This is a genomic window from Pseudomonas sp. PB3P13, assembly GCF_054897735.1.
The window spans coordinates 1,474,396-1,497,845 of record NZ_CM142702.1; the positions used below are offsets into that span (position 1 = coordinate 1,474,396).

Sequence of the window (23,450 nt, forward strand, 5' to 3'; positions counted from 1 at the left end):
GCGTATGAAGGTCTTTTGGGGGCTGGGCAAACTGTTGACCCTGCTGTTCTGGTTGGTAGTACTGGTCAACGCGCTGCTGCCGTTCGTGCATCCCTTGCACCTGCTGGTCAATGCGGCAGGCGCTGCGTTGGCGGTCCTCCATCTGCTGGAAGCGTTGTTTTGTTTGCGCAGCTTTCGAGGTCGGACCCATCCGTGGCGCGACCGTTTGAAAGTCCTCTTTTTTGGCGTCTTCCACCTGCAAACCCTCCCGGCTCCGACCGTATCGAAGGCTTCCCATGCGTAAACTCTGTCTGCTCGCAGCACTCATCAGCCCGTTGGCTTGCGCCCAAGTGGTCAACGTCGAAACCAACTCGCTGATGCGCCTGCCCAATACCACCAGCACCCTGCAGCTTGAACGCCTGGATGTGGCCGATTACGGCACGTTGTTGATCCCTTCCAACGTGACGCAGGTATCCGTGGGTGAACTGCACCTGGGTAAGGAAGCGCGGATCGCTATCGTGCCCGGCGAACAGGCACTGACGTTGACGGTCAGTCGTGCGGATTTGTCCGAAGGCAGCCAGATCACCGCTCGCGGTGCCCCCGGCACTTACCTGAAGGCCGCCCGAGCGGGGCGCAATTTGAATCTGCAGATCAAGGCACTTGACGCACCGCAGCTGTCGATCGATGCGCGCGGCGGTGCAGGCGCCCCGGGTTTTGTCGGTCTTGATGGCGCGAACGGCCAAGCGCCGGGTTGCACGTGGGGTCAGGCTGGGCGCGGTGCCAATGGCAGCGACGGCAGCGATGGCCAGCCGGGCGCACCTGGAGCATTGGTGCGTCTGGAAGTGCCGCGCGATTACCCGGTTGAACAGATCAAGGTTCAAGTCGCGGGCGGCGCTGGTGGCCTGGCAGGTCCGGGCGGCAAACCGGGGGCGGGCGGCAAGGCCAAGGGTTGCTTCGTTTACAAGGCTGATGGTGGCAAGAGTGGGCGTCCTGGCCTCGACGGACAACCAGGGCCTGCTGGCGTAGAAGGGGCGGTGACCCTTCAGCGGTTGTAAAGGGCACTGCTTTTCCTGTGAGGTTGCGCACGGCCTCAAAACATAGGTCTGGCCGCAGCGATCGCCACCAATACCAATCCAACAATCAGATTGACCCCCACCAACCGGCGGATTCGTCCCAGCACGGCAGCGCCCGTTGGCCAATCCTTAGCCGCCACCGCCGCGCGCAACTGCGGCAGCATCAAGGCTTGAATGCGGATAAACAGCGCCGTCATCACCACATACAAACCCATCATCACCTGCACGTAACGCGGCGCGCTGTCGAAACCGGCATATTGCAGGTGAATCATGCCCACACCGCTGATCGGCAATAGCACCACCGCCATCCAGACCCAGCGGAAAAACCCTTGAAACACTTCCACCCACAGGCTTAACCGCGCGGGTCCTTCAAGCGCCTTCATCGCAGCGGGCCGCAAGACCATCCAGGCGAAAAACATGCCGCCGACCCACACCAGGGCCGAGAGGACATGCAGGGTGTAAACGATGCCAAAAGGTGTCATTGAGGTACTCCGTTCTGCGCGGGATTAATTAGCGCGGTATGATAGCCCCCGATCCGAACCACTGAAAATTTATCCAGCGTTTTTGCGCCCGACAATTCATGATCAGCACTGAACTCAAAACCACGATCCAGGGCGCCTACACGCGTTTTCTCGAAGCCAAGAGCCTTAAGCCGCGCTACGGCCAACGCCTGATGATCGCCGAAATCGCCAAAGTCCTCGGGGCCATCGACACCGATGACGAGGGCCGGCGCAGTGGCGACCCCGCGATAGTCGCGGTGGAAGCCGGCACCGGTACAGGTAAAACCGTGGCTTACAGCATGGCAGCGATTCCTGCGGCCAAGGCTGCGGGAAAACGGCTGGTCATCGCCACGGCCACCGTCGCCCTGCAAGAACAGATCGTCTACAAGGATCTGCCCGACCTGATGCGCAACAGCGGGCTGAGCTTCACCTTCGCGCTGGCCAAAGGTCGCGGACGTTACATGTGCCTGTCGAAGCTCGACATGCTGTTGCAGGAAGGCCACGCTCAAACGGCCACGGCGCAGCTGTTCGAAGAGGAAGGCTTCAAGATCGAGGTTGACGAGGCCAGTCAGAAGCTCTTCACCAGCATGATCGAGAAGCTGGCCGGCAACAAATGGGACGGCGACCGCGACAGCTGGTCCACTGCCCTTGAAGACGCCGATTGGGCGCGGCTGACCACCGACCACAGCCAGTGCACCAACCGTCATTGCCCGAACTTCGGCCAGTGCGCCTTTTACAAGGCCCGCGAAGGCATGGGCAAGGTCGATGTGATCGTCACCAACCACGACATGGTGCTGGCGGACCTGGCCCTCGGTGGCGGCGCGGTTTTACCCGATCCGCGCGACACCATTTATGTGTTCGACGAAGGCCATCACCTGCCGGACAAAGCCATCGGTCACTTTGCCCATTACACGCGCCTGCGCTCCACGGCCGATTGGCTGGAAACCACCGCCAAAAACCTCGCCAAATTGTTGGCCCAGCACCCGCTGCCGGGCGATCTGGGCAAGCTGATCGAGCAGGTGCCGGAGCTGGCCCGCGAGATCAAGACTCAGCAGCAATTCATGTTCACCGCTTGCGAGCAGGTCGCCGATTTCAAGCCCGGCGAAGACGTCGAAGGCCGCGAACGGCCGCGCCATCGCTTTGTCGGCGGGGTGATTCCCGAGCACATGCGCGAGATGGGTATCGAATTGAAGAAGGGTTTTGCCCGTCTCACCGACCTGTTCACCCGGCTCACCGAGTTGCTCAAGGAAGGCATGGACGGCGAGGTCAACATCGGCATCGCGAGCAACCAGGCAGAAGAGTGGTATCCGCTGTTCGGCAGCCTGTTGTCGCGCTCCTCGGGCAACTGGGAATTGTGGACGGCCTTCACCGTTGAAGATCCGGAAGACAACCCGCCCATGGCTCGCTGGCTGACCCTGGCGGAAAGCGGTTCGCTGTTCGACATCGAGGTCAATGCCAGTCCCATCCTCGCTGCAGAAATGCTGCGCCGCAATTTATGGAACGTGGCTTACGGCGCGCTGGTGACCTCGGCGACCCTGACTGCGCTGGGTACGTTCGATCGTTTTCGCATGCGTGCCGGCCTGCCGAAAAAAGCGGTCACCGCCGTTGTCCCGAGCCCGTTCCACCACGCCGACGCCGGTGTACTGCGCGTGCCGGACCTCAAGGCCGACCCGCGTGATGCGCCGGCGCATACCGCCGCCATCATTCGTGACCTGCCGCAACTGGTCGAAGGTTCGCGCGGCACCCTGGTGCTGTTCTCTTCGCGCAAGCAGATGCAGGACGTATTCGACGGCCTCGACCGCGACTGGCGCAAGCAAGTGTTCATTCAAGGCAACCTGTCGAAGCAGGAAACCCTGAACAAGCACAAGGCGCGGGTCGATGGCGGCGATTCCAGCGTGCTGTTCGGTCTGGCCAGTTTCGCCGAAGGGGTCGACTTGCCCGGCGCGTACTGCGAACACGTGGTCATCGCCAAGATTCCGTTTTCGGTACCGGATGATCCGGTCGAAGCGGCGCTGGCCGAATGGATTGAAGCTCGCGGTGGCAATCCTTTCATGGAAATCTCGGTGCCGGACGCCTCGCTGAAACTGGTTCAGGCCTGTGGCCGCTTGCTGCGTACCGAAGAGGACCGCGGCACGATCACCTTGCTCGACCGACGTTTGGTGACCCAGCGTTACGGCAAGGCGATTCTCAATGCGCTGCCGCCATTTCGACGCGAAATTTCCTGACACAGCGGCGGGCCATTTTGTCCGCCGCGTTGTCTATCCTTCTGTCATCGCATTTCCACTGGCCCATTGAAGGTCGTTAGGGAGAACTTCGTTCTTATGATCCGCCGTTCGTTGCCCGCTGTATTCGCTCTGATGTTTGCAGCCCCTGTGCTGGCTGCCCCTGCCGGCCAGCAGACGCTGTTCAACTTTGTGCGCCCCGCCGATGTCGTGCAGGTGGCGACCCAGGACGCCAGCTTGCCGCAGTCCAACGCGGAGCAAACGGCCGAAGGCGAGGTGTTGCGCCGGGTGACATTCAATCCGGTGGCCCAACCAACCTTGCGCCTGACTCCACAAACCGGCGCATGGGACTGGTCGCAGTCCGGGGTGATGAGTTTGCGCATCCAGAGCGCAATGAACTGGGCCGTGACGCTGTACGTGAAAATTCAGAGCAATGACGGCAAGACCCTGGTCAGTCGCGTCGACCTGCCGGCCGGCCCCGCGCAAACCCTGTTGGTGCCGCTGCAGCCGAGTTCACCACTGGGCATGGGCATGAAGGCGGGTCCGCCGATGCCGATGACATTTGACGGCCAGCGCGTATTGCTCGCCAGCAGCGTCGGCGAACTGGATCGCAGCCAGGTAGTGTCCGTGACCCTGTCGATGGACCAGCCGAAAGTCGCACAAAGCATTTTGCTGGAGCGCTTCGGTGTGCAGAACGCCGAGGCGGTAACCCAAGCCGCTTATGGCGCACTGGTCGATGCTTACGGGCAATCGACTCGCGCCAAATGGCCGGAAAAGGTCAGCAGTGACGAGCAGCTGAAGAACGCCGCAGCCAAGGAGCAGCAGCAATTGAAAGCCTGGCTGGCGGAACGTCAGAAAGGCTCTCTGGACAAGTTCGGCGGCTGGACCCAGGGCCCGGCGTTCAAGGCCAGCGGTTTCTTCCGCAGCGAAAAACGCGACGGCCGCTGGTATCTGGTCACGCCTGAAGGGCATCCGTTCTATTCGCTCGGCGTCAACACCGTTTCGCCGAACGTGAATCAAACCTACGTTGCCGGTCGCGAGTGGATGTTTGAATCCTTGCCCAAGCCCGACGACGCGTTGGCCACCCATTACGGCGAAGGCGATAACCGTGGTGGCAATGGCGCCGATAAGGGACGCGGTTATAACAGCGGACGCTGGTACGATTTTTACGGCGCCAATTTGCAGCGCTTGTACGGCGACCCTTGCTCGTTGGGCAGCGATAGCAAGGCCGGCGTAGCGGAAGCGGCCAAGGCTGATGCCGTGGAAGCGACGGTCGAAAAAGCCACTGACCAACCCGTCGCGCCTCCTTCTGAAGCAAAGGCGGGTGTCGCCGAAGCGGCGAAGACAGACGCCGTCGATGCAACCGTTGAGAAAGCGGCTGCGCAAACGGCCTCGCCAACCTGCAAGAGCGTGGTCGATGAGAAGCAGTGGGCTCACCACACACTCGATCGCCTGCAGGCGTGGGGTTTCAATACCCTTGGCAATTGGAGCGCGCCGGTGTTCGAGAATCTGGATCGCGTGCCGTACACCCTGCCGTTGTCGATCGTCGGCGATTACGCCAGCATCAGCACGGGCACTGACTGGTGGGGCGGCATGCCCGACCCGTTCGACCCGCGTTTCGCCATGGCCACCGAACGTGCCGTGGCCATCGCCGCTCGCGACCATCGGGACGATCCATGGCTGATCGGTTATTTCGCCGACAACGAGCTGGCCTGGGCCGGTCCGGGCGACGATCCAAAAGCGCGCTACGCCCTGGCCTACGGTACGTTGAAAATGACCACCGACGTGCCGGCCAAGCGCGCGTTTCTCAAGCAGCTGCGTGACAAATACCGCAATCAGGCGGGCCTTTCCAAAGCCTGGGGCATCGATCTGCCAGCCTGGGAATTGATGGAGGACCCGGGTTTTGTACCGCCGTTGCCAAGCGCCGAGTACCCGGAAATCGAGGCCGACTTCAAATATTTCCAGAAAGTGTTCGCCGACACTTACTTCAAGACCATCTCCGATTCACTCAAATGGCACGCGCCAAACCAGCTGTTGCTGGGCGGCCGTTTCGCCGTGAGCACGCCAGAAGCTGTGAATTCCTGTGCTCAGTATTGCGATGTGCTGAGTTTCAACATGTATACGTTGCAGCCACAGGACGGCTATGACTTCGCAACCTTGCGGAACCTGGACAAGCCGGTGCTGATCACTGAATTCAACTTCGGCTCGGCGGATCGCGGCCCGTTCTGGGGGGGTGTGACGCAGCTGGCCAGGGAAGAGGATCGCGGAGCGGCCTATGCCAATTTCCTCAAACAGGCCATCAGCGAGCCATCGATTGTCGGCGTGCACTGGTTCCAATACCTCGATCAACCGGTGACCGGGCGTTTGCTGGACGGCGAAAATGGCCACTTCGGACTGGTGGGCATTACCGATCTTCCGTTTCAGGGTTTTGTAGAGACGGTGCGCAAAAGCAACCTGCAGGCGACAGATCAGCTGGTCAAGGCGTCGGAAAAAGCCAAAGCCGAAGCAGACAAAGCCGGCCAGAGTGCCGACGCCCGCTGAGTACCAATACACCGACTGCGGGTATTCGCGACCCTGTTCCCAAAACCTTCAATGGCTGGAACAATGCAGGCCTCAGCGTAGAGCGTTCAACCGAGGGAGTTGCGGGTGCAGATTCAGGGTCATTACGAGCTTAAGTTCGAAGCAGTACGTGAGGCTTTTGCGGCGTTATTTGACGATCCTCAGGAGCGCGGCGCGGCGTTGTGCATTCAGATCGGCGGGCAAACCGTAGTCGATCTCTGGGCCGGCACTGCCAACAAGGACGGCAGCGAAGCCTGGCACAGCGATACCATCGCCAATCTGTTCTCCTGCACCAAGACATTCACCGCGGTCACTGCGCTGCAACTGGTTTCTGAAGGCAAGTTGCAGCTGGATGCGCCGGTTGCCCGCTATTGGCCCGAGTTTGCGGCTGCCGGCAAGCAATCAGTCACGTTGCGTCAGTTGCTCTGCCATCAGGCAGGGTTGCCGGCACTGCGCGAGTTGCTCGCCCCCGAAGCGCTTTACGATTGGCAGACCATGGTCGATGCACTGGCCGCGGAGTCGCCATGGTGGACGCCGGGTGAGGGGCACGGTTATGCCGCGATCACTTATGGCTGGCTGGTTGGCGAGTTGTTGCGCCGCGTCGATGGCCGCGGCCCGGGCGAATCCATCGTGGCCCGCGTGGCCAAGCCTCTGGGGCTGGATTTCCATGTCGGTCTGGCGGATGTAGAGTTTCATCGTGTGGCGCATATCGCTCGGGGTAAAGGTAACGCGGGCGATGCCGCTGCACAGCGTCTGCTTCAAGTCACAATGCGCGAACCCACTGCCATGACTACCCGCGCTTTTACCAATCCGCCTTCAGTACTGACCAGCACCAACAAACCTGAATGGCGGCGCATGCAACAGCCGGCCGCGAACGGCCATGGCAATGCTCGCAGTCTCGCAGGTTTTTACGCTGGTCTACTGGACGGCAGCCTGCTGGAAAGCGAGATGCTCGACGAGCTGACCCGCGAACACAGCGTTGGCGAAGACAAGACGTTACTGACCCGGACCCGTTTCGGTCTGGGTTGCATGCTCGATCAACCGGATGTGCCGAACGCAACCTATGGCCTGGGCTCGCGCGCGTTCGGCCATCCGGGTGCCGGTGGCTCCATCGGGTTTGCAGACCCTGAGCATGATGTCGCGTTCGGCTTCGTGACCAATACACTGGGGCCTTACGTTTTAATGGATCCGCGCGCGCAAAAGCTGGTGCGGGTGATGGCCACTTGTCTGTAAAACGTGTTGATGGGTTCCAGGGCCGGAACCCAAATGCCTTAATGGTTTCAAATCGCTGTTTATCCGGTCCATTCCGGCCTGATTTTTTTATGACTTCATCTTTGTGGATATCCAATGTCATCTAACAAAACTTTCGCCTTGGCCCTGTGTTTCGCCATTACCGGTTGCGCACAGACTCCACAAAATGATGCCGATGGCAGTAGCTGGTGGCCGTTTGGTTCCGCTGACAAAGTCGCAGCAAAAGAACCAGCACCGGCTCCGGCCCCGGCCCCGGCCCCGGCCCCACTGAAACCTGCTGCAACAGCGCCAGTGGCGAAAGCTGAAAGCGCCAATCCTTGGTACTGGCCGTTTGGTTCGGAAGAAGTGCTCGACAAAAAAACCGAGGTCAAACCTGAAGCGAAACCGGTCGAAGTGGCCAAGACCGAGGCCGCAGCCGGCGGCAAATGGTGGTGGCCCTTCGGTGGTAAGGATCAACCGACCGCCAAAACCGTGCCCCTGCCTGATCCAAAAGTGACTCAGGCTTGGCTCGACGATTACGAACCGCGCCTTCGCACCGCGATCAAGGACAGCAATCTGCAACTTGAGCGCCGTGAAAATGTATTGGTGGTCACCGCACCGGTCGATGGCTCGTTCAACCCTGACCGTCCTGCCATGCTGCTGCCAGTGACGCTGGGCCCGTTCACCCGCGTTGCGAAAATGCTTGAAGTCGATCCAAAAACGGCGGTGTTGGTACTGGGTCACAGCGATAGCTCGGGAGCTGCCCCGGTTAACGTCAAACTCAGCCAGGAACGTGCCCAGGCCGTCGCCGCGATTTTCCGCCTCAGCGGTTTGCAGCGCGATCGTCTGATGTTGCGCGGTATGGGCAGCGAAGCACCGCGCGCCGCCAACGACAGCGTGGAAGGCCGTGCCTTGAACCGTCGCGTGGAACTGCTGGTAACGCCACAAAACACCATGGTTGCACTGCTGAGCAAGTACAACATGCCGGCGCCGGCGCCCATTCGTATGGTCGCGGCGCAGGATGTCAAACCCGCCGTGGCGCCAGTTGCGCCAGCGCCTGCCGCGAAGAAGGCCGCCGCTGCACCTGCCGCGAAGAAAGCCCCGGTGAAGAAAGCAGCCGCTAAAGCGCCAGCGAAAAAAGCGCCGGCCAAACCTGCAACTCCCGCGAAGAAAACAGCGCCAGCCAAAGCAAAAGCTCCAGCGACCGACAAGAAAGTCGCCGCCGCCGACGCTGCGAAGAAGTGATTCGCTAACCACAAGGAGTGCGTCATGACCCAGGGCCTGGCGGATATGCGCCGCGATTACACCCGTGATGGCCTGACCGAGGCGCAAGCTCCGGCCGAGCCTTTCGCGTTGTTCCACCAGTGGTTCGCTGACGCGGTGAAAACCGAGCAGGCGCCAGTGGAAGCCAACGCCATGACCCTGGCCACCGTCGACAGGGACGGTCGGCCGCATTGCCGCATTCTGTTGCTCAAAGGCCTGGACGAGCAGGGCTTTACGTTTTTCACCAATTACGACAGCGCCAAAGGCCAGCAGCTTGTCGCGAACCCGTTCGCGGCGATGACGTTTTTCTGGCCAGCGCTGGAGCGTCAGGTACGTATCGAGGGCCGCGCGGTGAAAGTGTCTCCCGCAGAGTCCGACGCCTATTATCAGGTTCGTCCGCTGGGCAGTCGTCTTGGGGCCTGGGCTTCGCCACAAAGCCGGGTGATCGCCGATCGTGCCGAACTGGAAGGGTTGCTGAAAAACACCGAGCAACGATTCAGCGAAACGCAGCCGCATTGCCCCGAGCATTGGGGTGGCTATCGCCTTCTGCCTGAGCGCATCGAATTTTGGCAGGGCCGCCCGAGCCGTCTGCACGACCGTCTCAATTACCGCCTACACAACGCCGACTGGATTCTTGAACGGCTGGCACCCTGAGCAGTCTACCGACCGGAATAGCTGGTCTTTTGAGTCCGTGGCGCAGAAAACGCCATTTACCGCTACTGTGTGGTGAGATCGTGCGACGTCTGTACCGGAACTGAATGAAACGGAATTTATCCGGGCGATCCCGTGACAGGCGTCAAGCTGCGGAGTTTAATGACTACCTGTCTTTTTGGAGTTGATGCTATGCGTAAGTCTGTTCTGTTGGTTGCTTCTTTTTCCACGATGGCAATGTTGCTCACTGGCTGCCAATCGAACCTGACCGGTGACTCCTATTCCCGTGACGAAGCGCGTCGTGTGCAGACGATTCGCATGGGCACCATCGAAGCGCTGCGTCCGGTCAAGATCGAAGGCACCAAAACCCCAATCGGCGGCGCAGCTGGCGCAGTCGTGGGCGGTGTCGGCGGTAGCGCCATCGGCGGCGGTCGCGGCAGCATCGTTGCCGCTGTGATCGGCGCAGTGGCCGGCGGCCTGCTGGGGTCTGCCACAGAAGAAGGCCTGACTCGCACCCAAGGCGTCGAAATCACCGTTCGCGAAGACGACGGCAGCATGCGCGCCTATGTGCAGCAGGTTCAGGAAAACGAAGTGTTCCGTGTCGGCGAACGTGTGCGGATCGCCACGGTGGATGGCACCAGCCGCGTTTCGCACTAAGCCAAAACAAGCGGTAAAAGAAAAACCCCGATCAGGTGACTGGTCGGGGTTTTTACCAACGGCTGCTCACTGGATTTACCAAGTATTCCGATAGTCAAAGCTGATCTGATAGTCGTAGGAGTCAATGTCTATCAGGTGTCGGAAATAGGGTTGGAGGATTGTTACCCAACTTGTTTGGACGTCAAATCCTCCGTTATTTATGGTGTTTTCTGTAGGTATGCCAAGCGCTTCAAGCACGGAAACGTCCTCTCTCAAGTCATCCGTGAATTCTCGACCTTCTCCTATCTCCGTAGTCTTGTCGTACCACTCAAGCCTTAATTTCAATCCCATGACCACCTCACAAATATTTTTTGATGTTGCGACTTTTGTCAGCGGGGGCTACCTGTTCCCCTGTGACATGGTCGAATGCGCCTAGATGACTACCATCACTGGATCGATACACCTCTAACTCCCCGTGAGAAGAATCCCACTCGTAAATCGTCCTGCCTTTCCTGTCCAGCCAGCGGTCGCGATATCCTCCACCACCCCGTATAGGCGTTCGCTTCTTCCCCACTTTCAAACCACTGAATCCGGTTATTTCTTCGGTTTTAGGTGCCGGGTGGTAATCATGGTTTTTTTCAGGCAATCCCTTGCGCGTATTGAAGACAACATAAACCGGCCGAACCCCCGATCCCACCGGAAACACAAGAATGAAATCTTTGTACTCCGGCGGATGCACCGGATTTACGATGATCGCGTCTGCTTGTTCAGTCGGCGGGTACACCCAGATGTGTGGCGCCTGCGGCGCGGCTTCCAGCGCAGGGATGCCGAGGATATCTGAGCCGTCCACGGCCGGCGTCCAGATTAGTTCAACGCCGTCGCCAAGGTCCGCGACATGTTGAGTGCCCCGCGCAGTGAACTGCACGACGTCGACCATTTCCCAATCGCGATTTTTACCGGTGTAAAAGGCGTATCCCTTCAGCCTGCCCTCTGCGTCCTGCTCGATGTGCAGACGCATGCGCGTCCTCGCTTTCTGCAGGGCACGCAATTGATCTTCAGTGTAAAGCGCGCTGTCGCCCAGGCTGGGTGACCAGACCATGGCCACCACTGCGGCCAATACGGCAGTTGCCGTAGCGCCGATGGCCGAGATCGGCGCAGCGAGCGCTGGGGTCGTCAGTGCAAATCGGCCAACGCCGAGCGCGACGGTACTGCCGCTAATGGTTTCGAGATTGAGCAGACCGTCGTCGTCTGCAGCGCGGGCGCCGAGCCAGGCGACTTCGCCGTAATCCTTGAGGCTGTCGGTCGGCACCATTCCCGAAGGATTGGAGTAATCGATGATGGCGTCCGGCAGCTTGCAGGACTTGGTGAAGACGCATCCCGCACGAATCGACGGGTCTTTCGCTGCGGTGACTTTACGGCCGCGTTCAAAGGCCTCTTGCCGCGCGAGCATGGCCTCGTAAGCGCTGTGTCGTGAGTCGCGTTCGGCCAGTTCAGTGGCCGTCATCAGGCGGTCGGTGACGATATGCCCGTCGCCGGAAGGTGGGTTGCGAACCCGGGGAATGTCCTTATTGCCAGCCACTTGTCTTCCTTGCGTTCGTCCGTCGACAGCCCCGGAGAAGGGTTGAGCGACGGTAACGAACGAGGTTGATCGTGGCTGTAGGACGCGTCTCTAAAGACGCCAGGAGTAATCTCTGTTTATCAGGAGCGCAGGGCGGCGGGTTTGCGGCTGGCGGCTGCGGTCACTACGTAGCCGATCAACGCGGCCAATATCGAACCGGTGAGGATACCCATCCTGTCCATCCCCGCGTATTCACTCGCGCCCGGTACGAATGCGAGGGAACCGACAAACAGACTCATGGTGAAACCGATCCCGCACAGAATCGCCACGCCCATTATCTGACCCCAATTGGCGCCTTGGGGCAGGGCAGCGATGCCGATTTTCACCGCGATCCAGGTCAGACCGAACACGCCCACCATCTTGCCCAGCAACAGACCGATCGCGATGCCCATCGGCACATCGTGGGTGAAGCTTTCCATGGTCACGCCACTCAAGGACAGGCCGGCATTGGCGAAGGCGAACAGCGGCAGAATGCCGTAAGCCACCCACGGGTGCAGGGCGTGTTCGAGGCTCAGCAGTGGCGACGGCTCGGCGTTTTTAGTGCGCAGTGGAATGCAGAAAGCCAGGGTCACGCCCGCCAGGGTGGCATGTACGCCGCTTTTGAGCACGCAGACCCACAGAATCGTCCCGATGATCATGTACGGCCCGAGTTTGATCACGCCGAACCGGTTCATGCCAATCAGCGCAGCAATGCAGGCGGCGGCCAGTGCCAGCGACAAAGTGGAAAGTGCACCCGAGTAGAAGATCGCAATGATGATGATTGCGCCAAGGTCGTCGATGATCGCCAGGGTCATCAGGAACAGCTTCAGCGAGACCGGAACGCGGTTGCCAAGCAGTGCGAGAACGCCCAGCGCGAAGGCGATATCGGTAGCGGTAGGGATCGCCCAGCCAGCCAGTGCTGACGGGTTGTCTCGGTTCAGGAACCAGTAGATCAGCGCCGGCACGACCATGCCGCCAATCGCCGCTGCGCCGGGCAACACGATCTGCGAGGGCTTCGAGAGCTGCCCGTCGAGCACTTCACGCTTCACTTCCAGCCCGATCAGCAGGAAGAACAAAGCCATCAGGCCGTCGTTGATCCACAGCAGCAGCGGCTTCGCGATTTTGAGCGCGCCGATCTGGGCGACCACAGGGGTGTCCAGAAGACCGTTGTAGAGCCAGGACAGCGGCGAGTTGTTGATGACCAGCGCCAGAATGGCCGCAGCGATCAGTAACAAACCGCTGGCAGCTTCCAGCTGGAAGAAACGCGTGAATGTGCTACGCAGAGGCAAGGTCGCTCTCCATCGATAAATTCAAAAGGTGGCACACCCTAACCCGTACCGTTTGTTGTTAAAACAAAAGTTATATTCTTATTTGTTATATGCCGTTACACGCTATAAGCGCTGAAAGACAGCGTAGCAGTCGCCAGCCGTAAGCAGACTCAGCGGTATCTGTTCGTGTTGTAGGGTTTTTCCCAAGCTTGCGGATTGGGCCTTGCGATAAGTCGACCCGTTTACCTACGCCATAAAGCAAAACGTGGGAGCGGGTTCGCTCCCACATTAGAACGGGTCAGGCCTCGAGGCCGAGAATATCGCGCGCCACCGCTTCGGCGATGCGGATCCCGTCAACCCCCGCAGACAGAATCCCGCCCGCATAACCCGCGCCTTCACCGGCAGGGAACAGACCTTTCACGTTCAGGCTCTGCATCGACTCATTGCGGGTAATCCGCAACGGCGACGACGTACGCGTCTCGATTCCGGTCAACACCGCGTCATGCAGCGAATAGCCGCGAATCTGCTTCTCGAACGCCGGCAACGCTTCGCGGATCGCCTCAATCGCAAAGGCTGGCAGCGCCAGCGCCAGATCGCCCAGAGCAACGCCAGGTTTGTAGGACGGTTCAACGCTGCCCAATTGGGTCGACGGCTTGCCCGCAATAAAATCGCCAACCAGTTGTGCCGGCGCTTCGTAATTGCTGCCGCCCAGCACGAATGCATGGGATTCCAGGCGTTCCTGCAGCTCGATGCCCGCCAGCGGACCGCCCGGATAATCGACCTCGGGGGTGATTCCGACAACGATGCCCGAGTTGGCGTTACGCTCGTTGCGCGAGTATTGGCTCATGCCGTTGGTGACCACGCGATTGGGCTCGGAAGTTGCGGCGACCACCGTGCCACCCGGGCACATGCAGAAGCTGTACACCGAACGGCCATTCGTTGCGTGGTGCACCAACTTGTAATCGGCGGCCCCGAGCTTCGGGTGCCCGGCGTATTTGCCCAGGCGCGCGCGGTCGATCAGCGATTGCGGATGTTCGATGCGAAAGCCCACCGAGAACGGCTTGGCTTCCATGAATACGCCACGGCCATGGAGCATGCGGAAGGTGTCCCGGGCGCTGTGGCCGAGGGCGAGAATCACGTGTCTGGAGTGGATCTGTTCGCCGCCATCGAGCTCGACGCCGACCAGTTGACCGTCTTCGATCAACACATCGGTGACGCGCTGCTGGAAGCGCACTTCGCCACCCAATGCGCGAATCTGCTCGCGCATGTTTTCCACCACGCCAGTCAGACGAAACGTACCGATGTGCGGTTTGCTGACGTAGAGAATTTCGTCCGGCGCGCCGGCCTTGACGAACTCGTGCAAGACTTTGCGACCGATGAATTTCGGGTCCTTGATCTGGCTGTACAGCTTGCCATCGGAAAAGGTCCCGGCGCCGCCCTCACCAAACTGCACATTGGATTCGGGATTGAGCACGCTTTTGCGCCACAGGCCCCAAGTGTCCTTGGTGCGCTGACGCACTTCTGTGCCGCGTTCGAGGATGATCGGTTTGAAGCCCATCTGGGCCAGCAACAGCCCGGCGAAAATCCCGCATGGCCCGAACCCCACGACAACCGGGCGTTGTGCCAGGTCGGCTGGCGCCTGGCCGACCGGTTTGTAGCTGACATCCGGCGCTGCATTGACGTTACGGTCGTCGGCGAACGTGTGCAGCAGCGTCGCTTCGTCGCGAACGTTGAGATCAATGGTGTAGATGAAGCACAGTTCGGAAGATTTTTTGCGCGCATCGTAGCTGCGCTTGAACAAGGTGAAATCGAGCAGATCATCACTGGCGATGCCCAGGCGCTGCACGATGGCAGGGCGCAGGTCTTCCTCGGGATGGTCGATCGGCAGCTTGAGTTCGGTGATTCGTAACATGACGGGATCCGGTTCGCGGGGCGCACAACTGCGCCAAGGCGTTTTAAGGCGGCGATTATAAGCCGCAACAGTCGATTCCCGTGAGGCTAAAACGATCAGTCGTCGCGGGAGCCGCCGAAATACCCGCAGCCACGCTGCACCTGGCCGTCAATGCGCAACTCGGCGCTCATGTGCTGAACGCTGCCGGTGGTGCTGTCGATGCAACGCTGCGGCGCAACCCACAGTTCGATGTGCTGATTATTGATTTCGGTGCTCAGGTTGAAGCGTCCATCGCCCAGTTGTTCCTCGACGTAAGGCACGGCCAAGGGTGGCTGGCCGGCGCGGTCGATGATCATGCCTTTGCCGCTGACTTTGACGCTCCACTGCGGACCATGGCCGGCAGCGCGCAGGATCAGTTGTTTGAAGTTCGGATCGTCGCACGCCGCGCCTGAACGTTCGACTCGATAGAGTTGTGCCAGATCGATTCTGCTTTCATTGCCGCTGGTGACCACACGCCCGCGCACATCGACGAACAGCTTGCCCTGGTCATCCGCCAGGGTAGCGGCCTCTTGCAGGACGCTGGTACCGCCCGTGTCGGTGACCACATAACTGCGCTGTTCGCGGCAAGGCTGGAACAGCAATTTGCCGTCGGCGGCGGTCAACTGACCTTGCATGCGGGTCTGGCCTGCGTGCGAAGCGCTTTCACGCTGGCCATCGAACAGCTGACACGCGGCGAACAGCGGCAGCAGGGTAACAAGGACTAAGGAACGGGCAACGCGCATCTTTGGCTCTCCTGACAAGTGCCGCCACGTTACTGAGCCTGGCCGTTCATCACAACCCCGGCGATCGTTGTCGAGTACCCGTCGGAGCTGCCGCAGGCTGCGATCTTTTGATCTTGATCTTTTCAATACCTCCGAAAATCAAAAGCCAAATCAAAAGATCGCCGCCTGCGGCCCCTCCTACGGAGCGCGTCGATTTTAACCGACATGAAACGTCTGACCCGTCTGCAGGCCTTCGACACTTTTCGCGTAGGCCAATGCCACCTCCGCCGCAGGTACCGGCTTGTAGCCGCGGAAGTACGGCGCGTACTTGCCCATGGCCTCGAGCAATACGGTCGGGCTCACCGAGTTCACCCGCAGGCCGCGCGGTAATTCAATTGCGGCGGCCCGCACAAAGCTGTCGAGCGCGCCATTCACCAGCGCTGCCGATGCGCCGCTGCGGATCGGATCGTGGCTTAGCACGCCCGTGGTGAAGGTGAACGAAGCGCCGTCGTTGGCGAAATCGCGACCGGTCAGCAGCAGGTTGACCTGGCCCATCAGCTTGTCCTTCAGCCCCAGCGCAAAACTGTCTTCATTCATTTCACCAAGCGGCGCGAAGGTCACGTTGCCGGCAGCGCAGACCAGCGCATCGAACTTGCCGGTTCGCTCGAACAGCCTGCCAATCGAAGCGCTGTCGCTGATATCGACCTGAAGGTCACCGCCGTTGCGGCCAACGCGGATAATTTCGTGGCGCTCTGACAACTCTTTGGCGATTGCAGAACCGATGGTGCCGCTGGCGCCTATCAATACAATTTTCATTAACGTTGTTCCTTGAGCTAGTTGAACGAGATCTCAGTCTAGGGTGTTTTTTTTCGCGGATAAGCGCACTAATGGGCAACCTTTGGTTTTCAAATGGAAACAATCCATGAGCGAGATGGATGATCTGGCAGCGTTCGCGGTGTTGATTGAAGCAGGCAGTTTCACCCAGGCGGCCCAGCAATTGGGTTGCAGCAAAGGTCAGTTGTCCAAGCGAATCAGTTCGCTGGAGGCGCAGTTCTCGGTGGTGTTGCTGCAACGGACCACGCGTCGTTTGAGCTTGACGGCGGCGGGCGCTGCGTTGTTGCCGCAGGCTCAGGCGCTGGTGGCCCAGGTGGAAAGGGCGCGTCAGGCTTTGGCTCGACTCAAAGACGACATGGCCGGGCCGGTGCGTATGACGGTTCCGGTATCGCTGGGGGAAACGTTTTTCGACGGCTTGTTGCTGGAATTTTCCCGGCAATATCCCGACGTGCAGATCGAACTCGACCTGGGCAATGCCTTTCGTGATTTGTCCCGCGACGGCTTCGATCTGGCGGTTCGCTCCGAGGTCGGCAATGACGAGCGCCTCGTCGCTCGCCCCCTGTTGGCCTGGCACGAGATGACCTGCGCCAGCCCGGCGTATCTCGAGCAGTACGCAGAGCCAGCCACCCCGCAGGACCTGGCTCAACACCGTTGCCTGCTCAATAGCCATTACAGCGGGCGGGAAGAGTGGCTGTATCACCAGCAACACGAGTTGATGCGGGTGCAAGTGTCGGGGCCGTTTGCGAGCAACCATTACAGTCTGCTGAAAAAAGCTGCATTGGCCGGAGCAGGCATTGCGCGTCTGCCGTCCTACTTGCTGCAAACGGAATTGGCTGACGGACGTTTACGCTGGCTCCTGCGCGACTTTCAGACGCGGACCATGCCGATGTACCTGGTGCACCCGTATCAGGGTGGTTTGCCCAAACGCACGCAGGTATTGGCGGATTATTTGATTGGATGGTTCAAGCGCAGTGGGGAGGCTTTGGATCGGCTACAGCAATAGTGCCTGCCGTGAATCAAAACCTGTGGGAGCGAGCTTGCTCGCGACGACTGAGGGGCAGTCGACATTGGTTTGGACTCTGACACGGCTATCGCGAGCAAGCTCGCTGCCACTGTGATCTCCTTTCCCACGGCAATCTCTTTTGTCATTCAATTTGTGACACGCATAAAAAACGGCCCGAAGGCCGTTTTATGTTTACCGCACTGACTCAACCGCCGAGGTACGCTTCGCGCACTTTCGGATCAGTCAGCAGCGACTCACCCGTACCCTGCATCACTACGCGGCCGTTCTCGAGGACGTACGCGCGGTCGGCGATTTTCAACGCCTGGTTGGCGTTCTGCTCGACCAGAAACACCGTCACACCGTCCTTGCGCAGCTGTTCGATGATGTCGAAAATCTGCTGGATGATGATCGGCGCCAGGCCTAGTGAAGGCTCGTCGAGCAGCAGCAGCTTCGGCTTGCTCATCAGCGCACGGCCGATGGCAAGCATTTGCTGTTCGCCACCGGACATCGTGCCGCCGCGTTGGGCAAAGCGTTCTTTCAGGCGCGGGAAAAGTTCGAGAACCTTGTCCATCTGTTCCTGATAATCGCCCTTGTCAGTGAAAAATCCCCCCATGGCGAGGTTTTCTTCGACGGTCAGGCGAGCGAACACCCGGCGACCTTCCGGCACGACCGCAATGCTTTTGCGCATGATCTGCGACGAATCCTGGCCGACGAGCTCTTCACCCATGTAGCGGATGCTGCCGCTGTGGGCTTGCGGCGAACCGCAAAGCGTCATCAACAGCGTCGACTTGCCAGCACCATTGGCGCCGATCAGCGTGACGATTTCGCCCTGACGGATTTCGACGTTGACACTGTGCAAGGCCTGGATCTTGCCGTAGAAGGTGGAAACGTTTTCGAATTGCAGCATTTACGCTTCCCCCAGGTAGGCTTTGATCACTTCAGGATTATCGCGGATCTGTTCCGGTGTGCCATCCGCCAGCGGGGTGCCCTGATTGATCACGACAATGTGGTCGGAAATGCTCATGACCAGCTTCATGTCGTGTTCGATCAGCAGCACGGTGACGTTGTGCTCTTCACGCAGCATGCTGATCAGCGCTTTCAGGTCCTCGGTTTCCTTCGGGTTCAGGCCGGCGGCCGGTTCGTCGAGCATGAGGATCCGCGGGCGGGTCATCATGCAGCGAGCGATTTCCAGGCGACGTTGCTGACCGTAGGCGAGCGTGCCGGCAGGGCGATTGGCGAATTCCGTCAGGTGCACCTTATCGAGCCAGTACTCGGCGAATTCCATCGCCTCGCGCTCGCTCTTGCGGAAACCGGGCGTCTTGAACAGACCGGACAGGAAGTTGGTATTCAAGTGACGGTGCTGCGCGATCAACAGGTTCTCGACGGCAGTCATGTCCTTGAACAACCGCACGTTCTGGAACGTACGCACCACGCCTTTGAGGGCAATTTTGTGGCCAGGCAGGCCCTGGATCGGCTCGCCGTCCAACAGGATGCTGCCGCCGCTCGGCTTGTAAAAACCGGTCAGGCAGTTGAACACGGTGGTCTTGCCGGCGCCGTTGGGGCCGATCAGTGCAACAACCTGTTTTTCCTTGACGGTCAGGGCGACGCCGTTGACCGCCAGCAAGCCGCCGAAGCGCATGCTCAGATTTTCGACTTTAAGGATCTCGCGACTCATTTACGCAGCTCCATGTGAGGACGTTGCATAGGCAGCAGGCCTTGAGGACGCCAGATCATCATCAGCACCATCAGGGCGCCGAACATCAACATGCGGTACTCACTGAACTCACGCATCATTTCAGGCAGAAGGATCATCACCACGGCCGCCAGGATCACGCCCAGTTGCGAGCCCATGCCACCCAGTACGACGATGGCGAGGATGATCGCAGACTCGATGAAGGTGAAGGACTCCGGCGTGACCAGACCCTGACGGGCGGCGAAGAAGCTGCCGGCGAAACCGGCGAAGGCGGCGCCCAGGGTGAAGGCCGACAGCTTGATGACCGTAGGATTGAGACCCAGCGCACGGCAGGCGATCTCGTCTTCACGCAATGCTTCCCACGCGCGGCCGATGGGCATGCGCAGCAAACGGTTGATCACGAACAGTGCAGCCAGGGCCAGCAACAGGGCAACCAGGTACAGGAAAATCACCTTGTTGATCGAGTTATAGGCCAGGCCGAAGTACTCGTGAAACGTCTGCATACCTTCTGCCGCTTTGCGCTCGAAGGTGAGCCCGAAGAACGTCGGTTTCTCGATGTTGCTGATGCCGTTCGGGCCGCCGGTGATATCGGTGAGGTTACGCAGGAACAGACGGATGATTTCACCGAAGCCCAGGGTCACGATGGCCAGGTAGTCGCCGCGCAGACGCAATACCGGGAAGCCGAGCAGGAAGCCGAAAGTGGCCGCCATCAGGCCGGCGATCGGCAGGCAAATCCAGAAGCCCAGACCCAGATAGTGCGACAACAACGCGTAGCTGTATGCCCCGACGGCGTAGAAGCCGACGTAACCCAGGTCGAGCAGGCCGGCCAGGCCGACCACGATGTTCAGGCCAAGGCCAAGCATCACGTAGATCAACACCAGCGTCGCGATATCCACCGCACCGCGAGAGCCGAAGAACGGCCAGACCAGAGCACCTACGATCAACGCGATGATGATCCAGCGCTGGGTGGTCGGCAGGGTCAGGAAGTGGCTGGTCTTGGCCGGGATCAACGGCATGTTGGGTGAGGAACGCCAGGCCGAGCTGATCTGCTGGTCAAACAGCACCCGCAAGAACATCAGCACCGAACACACCGCAATAGTGATCAGTGTGGCACTGCTGGTGCCGTGCACTTCGAGGTGGATGCCGACGATGGTCAGTTTCAGACCCAGTACCGGGTAAGCCACAGCCCACACCAGCAAGGCACTGAACAGTGCCTGTTTAAGATTCCTAGTCATACTTTTTCAACCTCCGGACGGCCCAGGATGCCGGTCGGCCGGAACAACAGAACCAGAACCAACAAGCCGAAAGCCACGACGTCCTTGTACTGGTCGCCGAAGATATCGGCACCAAAGGCTTCCGCCACCCCTAATACCAGCCCGCCGAGCATGGCGCCGGGGATGCTGCCGATACCGCCCAATACCGCTGCGGTGAACGCCTTGAGGCCAACGAGGAACCCGGCGTTCGGGTTGATCACCCCGTATTGCATGCTCAACAGGACGGCCGCGATGGCTGCCAATGCGGCACCGATGACGAAGGTCAGGGCGATGATGTTGTTGGTATTGATACCCAGCAGGTTGGCCATCTTGATGTCTTCGGCACAGGCGCGGCAGGCACGTCCGAGGCGAGAGCGGGAGATGAACAGTGTCAAGCCGAGCATGGCGACAAAGGTCACCACGAATACCACGATTTGCATGTAGGAAATCAGCACTTCCTGTGCACCACCTGGCCCGAAGGTAAAGTTGCCCGGGATCAGGTTGGCGATGGATTTGTCCTTGGAGTCTTGCGCCAGCAGAACCGTGTTCTGCAGGAAAATCGACATGCCGATGGCGGAAATCAGCGGGATCAGACGGTTGCTGCCGCGCAAGGGGCGGTAAGCGACGCGTTCGATGCTGTAGCCGTAGGCACTGGTCACGACGATGGTCGCGATGAAAGCCGCGGTAATCAACAACGGCACGCTGTCGAGTCCCAGCATGGCCAGCCCGGCGATGGCGATGAACGCCACGTAAGAGCCGATCATGTACACCTCGCCGTGGGCGAAGTTGATCATTCCAATGATGCCGTAAACCATCGTATAGCCGATGGCAATCAGGGCATACGTGCTGCCAATGGTCAGGCCATTAACCAGCTGTTGGAGGAAGTGATAGATGTCAGGCATTACAGCGCTCCTAAAAACCTGATACGCATTTCACTGGTGGAGTCATTTTCCCGCTCGAGCCCCGTGGATCTGCACCCACTTCGAACGCGAGGATTGCCAGCGAACCGCTGATGACGGTTTTGAGATTTTCAGGTGGGGAGACTGGCGGATCACGCCAGCACGGCCCAATACATTCGTAAAACAAAGCCCACGGCACGCCGTGGGCTTTATTGGCAGTCAGTCGGCAAGGCCTTACTGAGGTTTTGCTTCAGTTTTTGGTTTGCCGAAGTGCCACTCGTAAACCACAAATTTGAAGTCTTTCAGGTCGCCCTTGGCGTCGAAGCTCAGGTCGCCAGTCGGGGTTTTGAAATTGCCTGCGTGGATGGCTTCAGCCACTTTGGCACTGTCTTCGCTCTTCGCCGCTTTGATGCCTTCTGCAATCACCGTTACCGCCGAGTAGGACGGGAACACGAACGGACCGCTCGGGTCTTCTTTCTTGGCTTTGAATGCGTCAGCCAGGGCAATGTTGGCCGGATCCTGGTCGAAGGATTTCGGCAGGGTCACCAGCAGACCTTCGGAGGCCTTCTGAGCGATCTGCGAGATCGAGTCGTTCCCCACGCCTTCCGGGCCCATGAATTTGGCTTTCAGGCCTTTTTCATCAGCCTGACGCAGGATCAGACCCAGCTCAGGGTGGTAGCCGCCGTAGTACACGAAGTCAACGTTGGCTTGCTTGAGTTTCTGGATGATCGAAGAGAAATCCTTGTCGCCAGCGTTGATGCCTTCAAACACGGCAACCTTGGTGCCTTTGGTCTCGAGCGTTTGCTTGACGGCGGTAGCGATGCCTTCGCCGTATTGTTGCTTGTCGTGCAGCACGGCAACGATTTTCGGTTTGACGTGATCGGCAATGTAGTTACCGGCGGCAGGGCCCTGGGCGCTGTCCAGACCGATGGTACGGAAGACCATTTTGTAACCACGGGAAGTGATGTCCGGGCTGGTCGCAGCCGGGGTGATCATGATCACGCCTTCGTCTTCGTAGATGTCCGAAGCCGGTTGAGTGGAGCTGGAGCACAGGTGCCCGACCACGAACTTGACGCCATCGTTGACGACCTTGTTCGCTACAGCCACGGCTTGTTTAGGATCGCAGGCATCATCGTATTCAACGGCTTCGAGTTTTTTGCCGTCGACGCCGCCCTTGGCGTTGATTTGTTCGATGGCCATTTTTGCGCCACTGAACTGCATGTCGCCATATTGGGCTACAGGACCGGTCTTGGGGCCGGCGATGCCGATCTTGATGGTGTCAGCTGCGAACGAATGGCTGGCAACGCCTGCCAGAACCATAGCGGCAAACAGTTTGGAAATCTGCTTAGTAGCCTTAGTCATAGTGCTCCACTCTTACTGTTGTAGTTTTTATAGTCCTGGCGCCGTAGCAGCAGAACCGGGTCGGATATTGTGGATATCCTCCGGAAAATGCCCCCGGCAACTGTACCGGTACAGTGTAGAGCGCCGATTGTCAGCCTGGGAAGCTGGCGTCGGGGGGCAAAATCAGAGGGTGTCGCTTATTTGAAAGAAAAAGACAGAATCGCGGCGGGGGTTATAGCTGCCTGTCAGCAATCCTTGGCTCTCCTGCGTTTTTCATTCGGTCACTCAATTGCATCCGGGTTTTTCTGGCGGACCACCGACGCTATCATTCACGTCGATTTCTTCTCCGGACAGGACCCATGACTCAAGAACCTAGCACCCTCTATGCCAAGCTGCTTGGTGAGACCGCATCGATTACCTGGAAAGAGCTCGAACCGTTCTTCGCCAAAGGTGCCCTGTTATGGGTCGATTCTGCACTCGATTTGATTGCGGCGGCTGAAGCCGTAGCCACGGACGACGATCAGAAAGTCGCTGCCTGGCTGGCTGCCGATGAAGTTGCCAAGCTGTCTGAAACACGGGCGCTGGATCTTTTCGAGCGCGATCCCGAGTTGTGGGCGGTGGTGGTTTCCCCCTGGATCCTGATTCAGGAAAGGGCGACGAACTGACTGCGCGCACCGCTTTGGTGCTCGCTGCCCGCAGAAGAAAGTGTGTAGGCGAGTAGCGTGATGGCATGTTGCCGTGGAGAAAGGCCACAGGGGCTATTGGCATAACGGTGACGTAAACGTAACGGGAACAGT

Annotated in this window: 22 protein-coding genes; 10 read left to right on the plus strand and 12 right to left on the minus strand. The window is 59.4% G+C overall.

The genetic code is table 11. From position 1 onward, the window contains the following. Positions 1-4 precede the first annotated feature (4 nt). Both ACYZT1_RS06575 and ACYZT1_RS06580 read left to right on the plus strand, forming a co-directional pair. The gene (locus tag ACYZT1_RS06575; RefSeq protein WP_462018212.1) at positions 5-283 is read left to right on the plus strand and encodes a DUF1145 domain-containing protein; all 279 of its coding nucleotides are present in this window, start codon (positions 5-7) and stop codon (positions 281-283) included. After that, positions 276-1,034 carry a collagen-like triple helix repeat-containing protein gene (locus ACYZT1_RS06580; protein WP_462018213.1) on the plus strand — a complete coding sequence of 253 codons (759 nt, stop codon included), beginning with the start codon at positions 276-278 and terminating at the stop codon, positions 1,032-1,034. The genes ACYZT1_RS06575 and ACYZT1_RS06580 overlap by 8 nt, the downstream gene beginning before the upstream one ends. Positions 1,035-1,069: 35 nt before the next feature. On the opposite strand, the gene ACYZT1_RS06585 is transcribed toward ACYZT1_RS06580, so the two are convergent. Next, positions 1,070-1,534: a CopD family protein gene (locus tag ACYZT1_RS06585; protein ID WP_462018214.1), complete on the minus strand. Its 465-nt coding sequence runs from the start codon at positions 1,532-1,534 to the stop codon at positions 1,070-1,072. 98 nt (positions 1,535-1,632) lie between these two features. On the opposite strand from ACYZT1_RS06585, the gene dinG reads away from it, so the two are divergent. The 6 genes from dinG (at position 1,633) to ACYZT1_RS06615 (ending at position 10,134) form a co-directional block, all read left to right on the plus strand. Beyond that, positions 1,633-3,777 (plus strand): ATP-dependent DNA helicase DinG, encoded by a 2,145-nt coding sequence (gene dinG, locus ACYZT1_RS06590; protein WP_462018215.1) that lies wholly within the window; start codon positions 1,633-1,635, stop codon positions 3,775-3,777. 96 nt (positions 3,778-3,873) lie between these two features. Then, a complete protein-coding gene (locus ACYZT1_RS06595) occupies positions 3,874-6,315 on the plus strand; it encodes a beta-agarase (protein WP_462018216.1) in 2,442 nt (813 codons plus the stop codon). Positions 6,316-6,420: 105 nt separating this feature from the next. Beyond that, positions 6,421-7,566, plus strand: coding sequence for a serine hydrolase domain-containing protein (locus tag ACYZT1_RS06600; protein ID WP_462018217.1), 1,146 nt, complete (start codon positions 6,421-6,423; stop codon positions 7,564-7,566). Positions 7,567-7,680: 114 nt separating this feature from the next. Next, positions 7,681-8,808, plus strand: coding sequence for an OmpA family protein (locus ACYZT1_RS06605; protein ID WP_462018218.1), 1,128 nt, complete (start codon positions 7,681-7,683; stop codon positions 8,806-8,808). Between the two features lie 24 nt (positions 8,809-8,832). Next, entirely contained in the window at positions 8,833-9,480 is a 648-nt protein-coding gene (pdxH, locus tag ACYZT1_RS06610; RefSeq protein WP_462018219.1) for a pyridoxamine 5'-phosphate oxidase, read from the plus strand. Between the two features lie 189 nt (positions 9,481-9,669). Beyond that, positions 9,670-10,134, plus strand: coding sequence for an outer membrane lipoprotein (locus ACYZT1_RS06615; RefSeq protein ID WP_064676178.1), 465 nt, complete (start codon positions 9,670-9,672; stop codon positions 10,132-10,134). 75 nt (positions 10,135-10,209) lie between these two features. Here the strand turns inward: ACYZT1_RS06615 and ACYZT1_RS06620 are convergent, their stop codons facing one another. The 6 genes from ACYZT1_RS06620 to ACYZT1_RS06645 form a co-directional block, all read right to left on the minus strand. Then, the gene (locus ACYZT1_RS06620) at positions 10,210-10,464 is read right to left on the minus strand and encodes a colicin E3-like toxin immunity protein (protein ID WP_462018220.1); all 255 of its coding nucleotides are present in this window, start codon (positions 10,462-10,464) and stop codon (positions 10,210-10,212) included. A 7-nt stretch (positions 10,465-10,471) separates the two neighbouring features. Then, the gene (locus ACYZT1_RS06625; RefSeq protein WP_462018221.1) at positions 10,472-11,692 is read right to left on the minus strand and encodes a colicin E3/pyocin S6 family cytotoxin; all 1,221 of its coding nucleotides are present in this window, start codon (positions 11,690-11,692) and stop codon (positions 10,472-10,474) included. A gap of 119 nt (positions 11,693-11,811) precedes the next feature. Further along, on the minus strand, positions 11,812-12,999 hold the full coding sequence (gene nhaA, locus ACYZT1_RS06630) for a Na+/H+ antiporter NhaA (RefSeq protein WP_462018222.1): 1,188 nt from the start codon (positions 12,997-12,999) through the stop codon (positions 11,812-11,814). Positions 13,000-13,276: 277 nt separating this feature from the next. Then, positions 13,277-14,890, minus strand: coding sequence for an NAD(P)/FAD-dependent oxidoreductase (locus ACYZT1_RS06635; RefSeq protein WP_462018223.1), 1,614 nt, complete (start codon positions 14,888-14,890; stop codon positions 13,277-13,279). 95 nt (positions 14,891-14,985) lie between these two features. Continuing rightward, on the minus strand, positions 14,986-15,651 hold the full coding sequence (locus ACYZT1_RS06640; protein WP_462018224.1) for a COG3650 family protein: 666 nt from the start codon (positions 15,649-15,651) through the stop codon (positions 14,986-14,988). A gap of 195 nt (positions 15,652-15,846) precedes the next feature. Further along, a complete protein-coding gene (locus ACYZT1_RS06645) occupies positions 15,847-16,446 on the minus strand; it encodes a short chain dehydrogenase (RefSeq protein WP_462018225.1) in 600 nt (199 codons plus the stop codon). 106 nt (positions 16,447-16,552) lie between these two features. Between ACYZT1_RS06645 and ACYZT1_RS06650 the strand changes: the two genes are divergently transcribed. Continuing rightward, positions 16,553-17,467 (plus strand): LysR family transcriptional regulator, encoded by a 915-nt coding sequence (locus tag ACYZT1_RS06650; RefSeq protein ID WP_462018226.1) that lies wholly within the window; start codon positions 16,553-16,555, stop codon positions 17,465-17,467. Positions 17,468-17,672: 205 nt separating this feature from the next. Here ACYZT1_RS06650 and ACYZT1_RS06655 read toward each other — a convergent pair whose 3' ends face one another. The 5 genes from ACYZT1_RS06655 to ACYZT1_RS06675 form a co-directional block, all read right to left on the minus strand. After that, positions 17,673-18,374 (minus strand): ABC transporter ATP-binding protein, encoded by a 702-nt coding sequence (locus ACYZT1_RS06655; protein ID WP_462018227.1) that lies wholly within the window; start codon positions 18,372-18,374, stop codon positions 17,673-17,675. Further along, positions 18,375-19,142 carry a high-affinity branched-chain amino acid ABC transporter ATP-binding protein LivG gene (gene livG / locus ACYZT1_RS06660; RefSeq protein WP_462018228.1) on the minus strand — a complete coding sequence of 256 codons (768 nt, stop codon included), beginning with the start codon at positions 19,140-19,142 and terminating at the stop codon, positions 18,375-18,377. Then, positions 19,139-20,395, minus strand: coding sequence for a high-affinity branched-chain amino acid ABC transporter permease LivM (locus ACYZT1_RS06665; RefSeq protein WP_462018229.1), 1,257 nt, complete (start codon positions 20,393-20,395; stop codon positions 19,139-19,141). The genes livG and ACYZT1_RS06665 overlap by 4 nt, the downstream gene beginning before the upstream one ends. Beyond that, complete coding sequence (livH, locus tag ACYZT1_RS06670) at positions 20,392-21,315, minus strand: high-affinity branched-chain amino acid ABC transporter permease LivH (protein WP_462018230.1); 924 nt, start codon at positions 21,313-21,315, stop codon at positions 20,392-20,394. The genes ACYZT1_RS06665 and livH overlap by 4 nt, the downstream gene beginning before the upstream one ends. Before the next feature lie 231 nt (positions 21,316-21,546). After that, positions 21,547-22,674: a branched-chain amino acid ABC transporter substrate-binding protein gene (locus ACYZT1_RS06675; protein WP_462018231.1), complete on the minus strand. Its 1,128-nt coding sequence runs from the start codon at positions 22,672-22,674 to the stop codon at positions 21,547-21,549. A 338-nt stretch (positions 22,675-23,012) separates the two neighbouring features. Between ACYZT1_RS06675 and ACYZT1_RS06680 the strand changes: the two genes are divergently transcribed. Continuing rightward, the gene (locus ACYZT1_RS06680; protein ID WP_462018232.1) at positions 23,013-23,318 is read left to right on the plus strand and encodes a DUF2288 domain-containing protein; all 306 of its coding nucleotides are present in this window, start codon (positions 23,013-23,015) and stop codon (positions 23,316-23,318) included. Positions 23,319-23,450 lie beyond the last annotated feature (132 nt).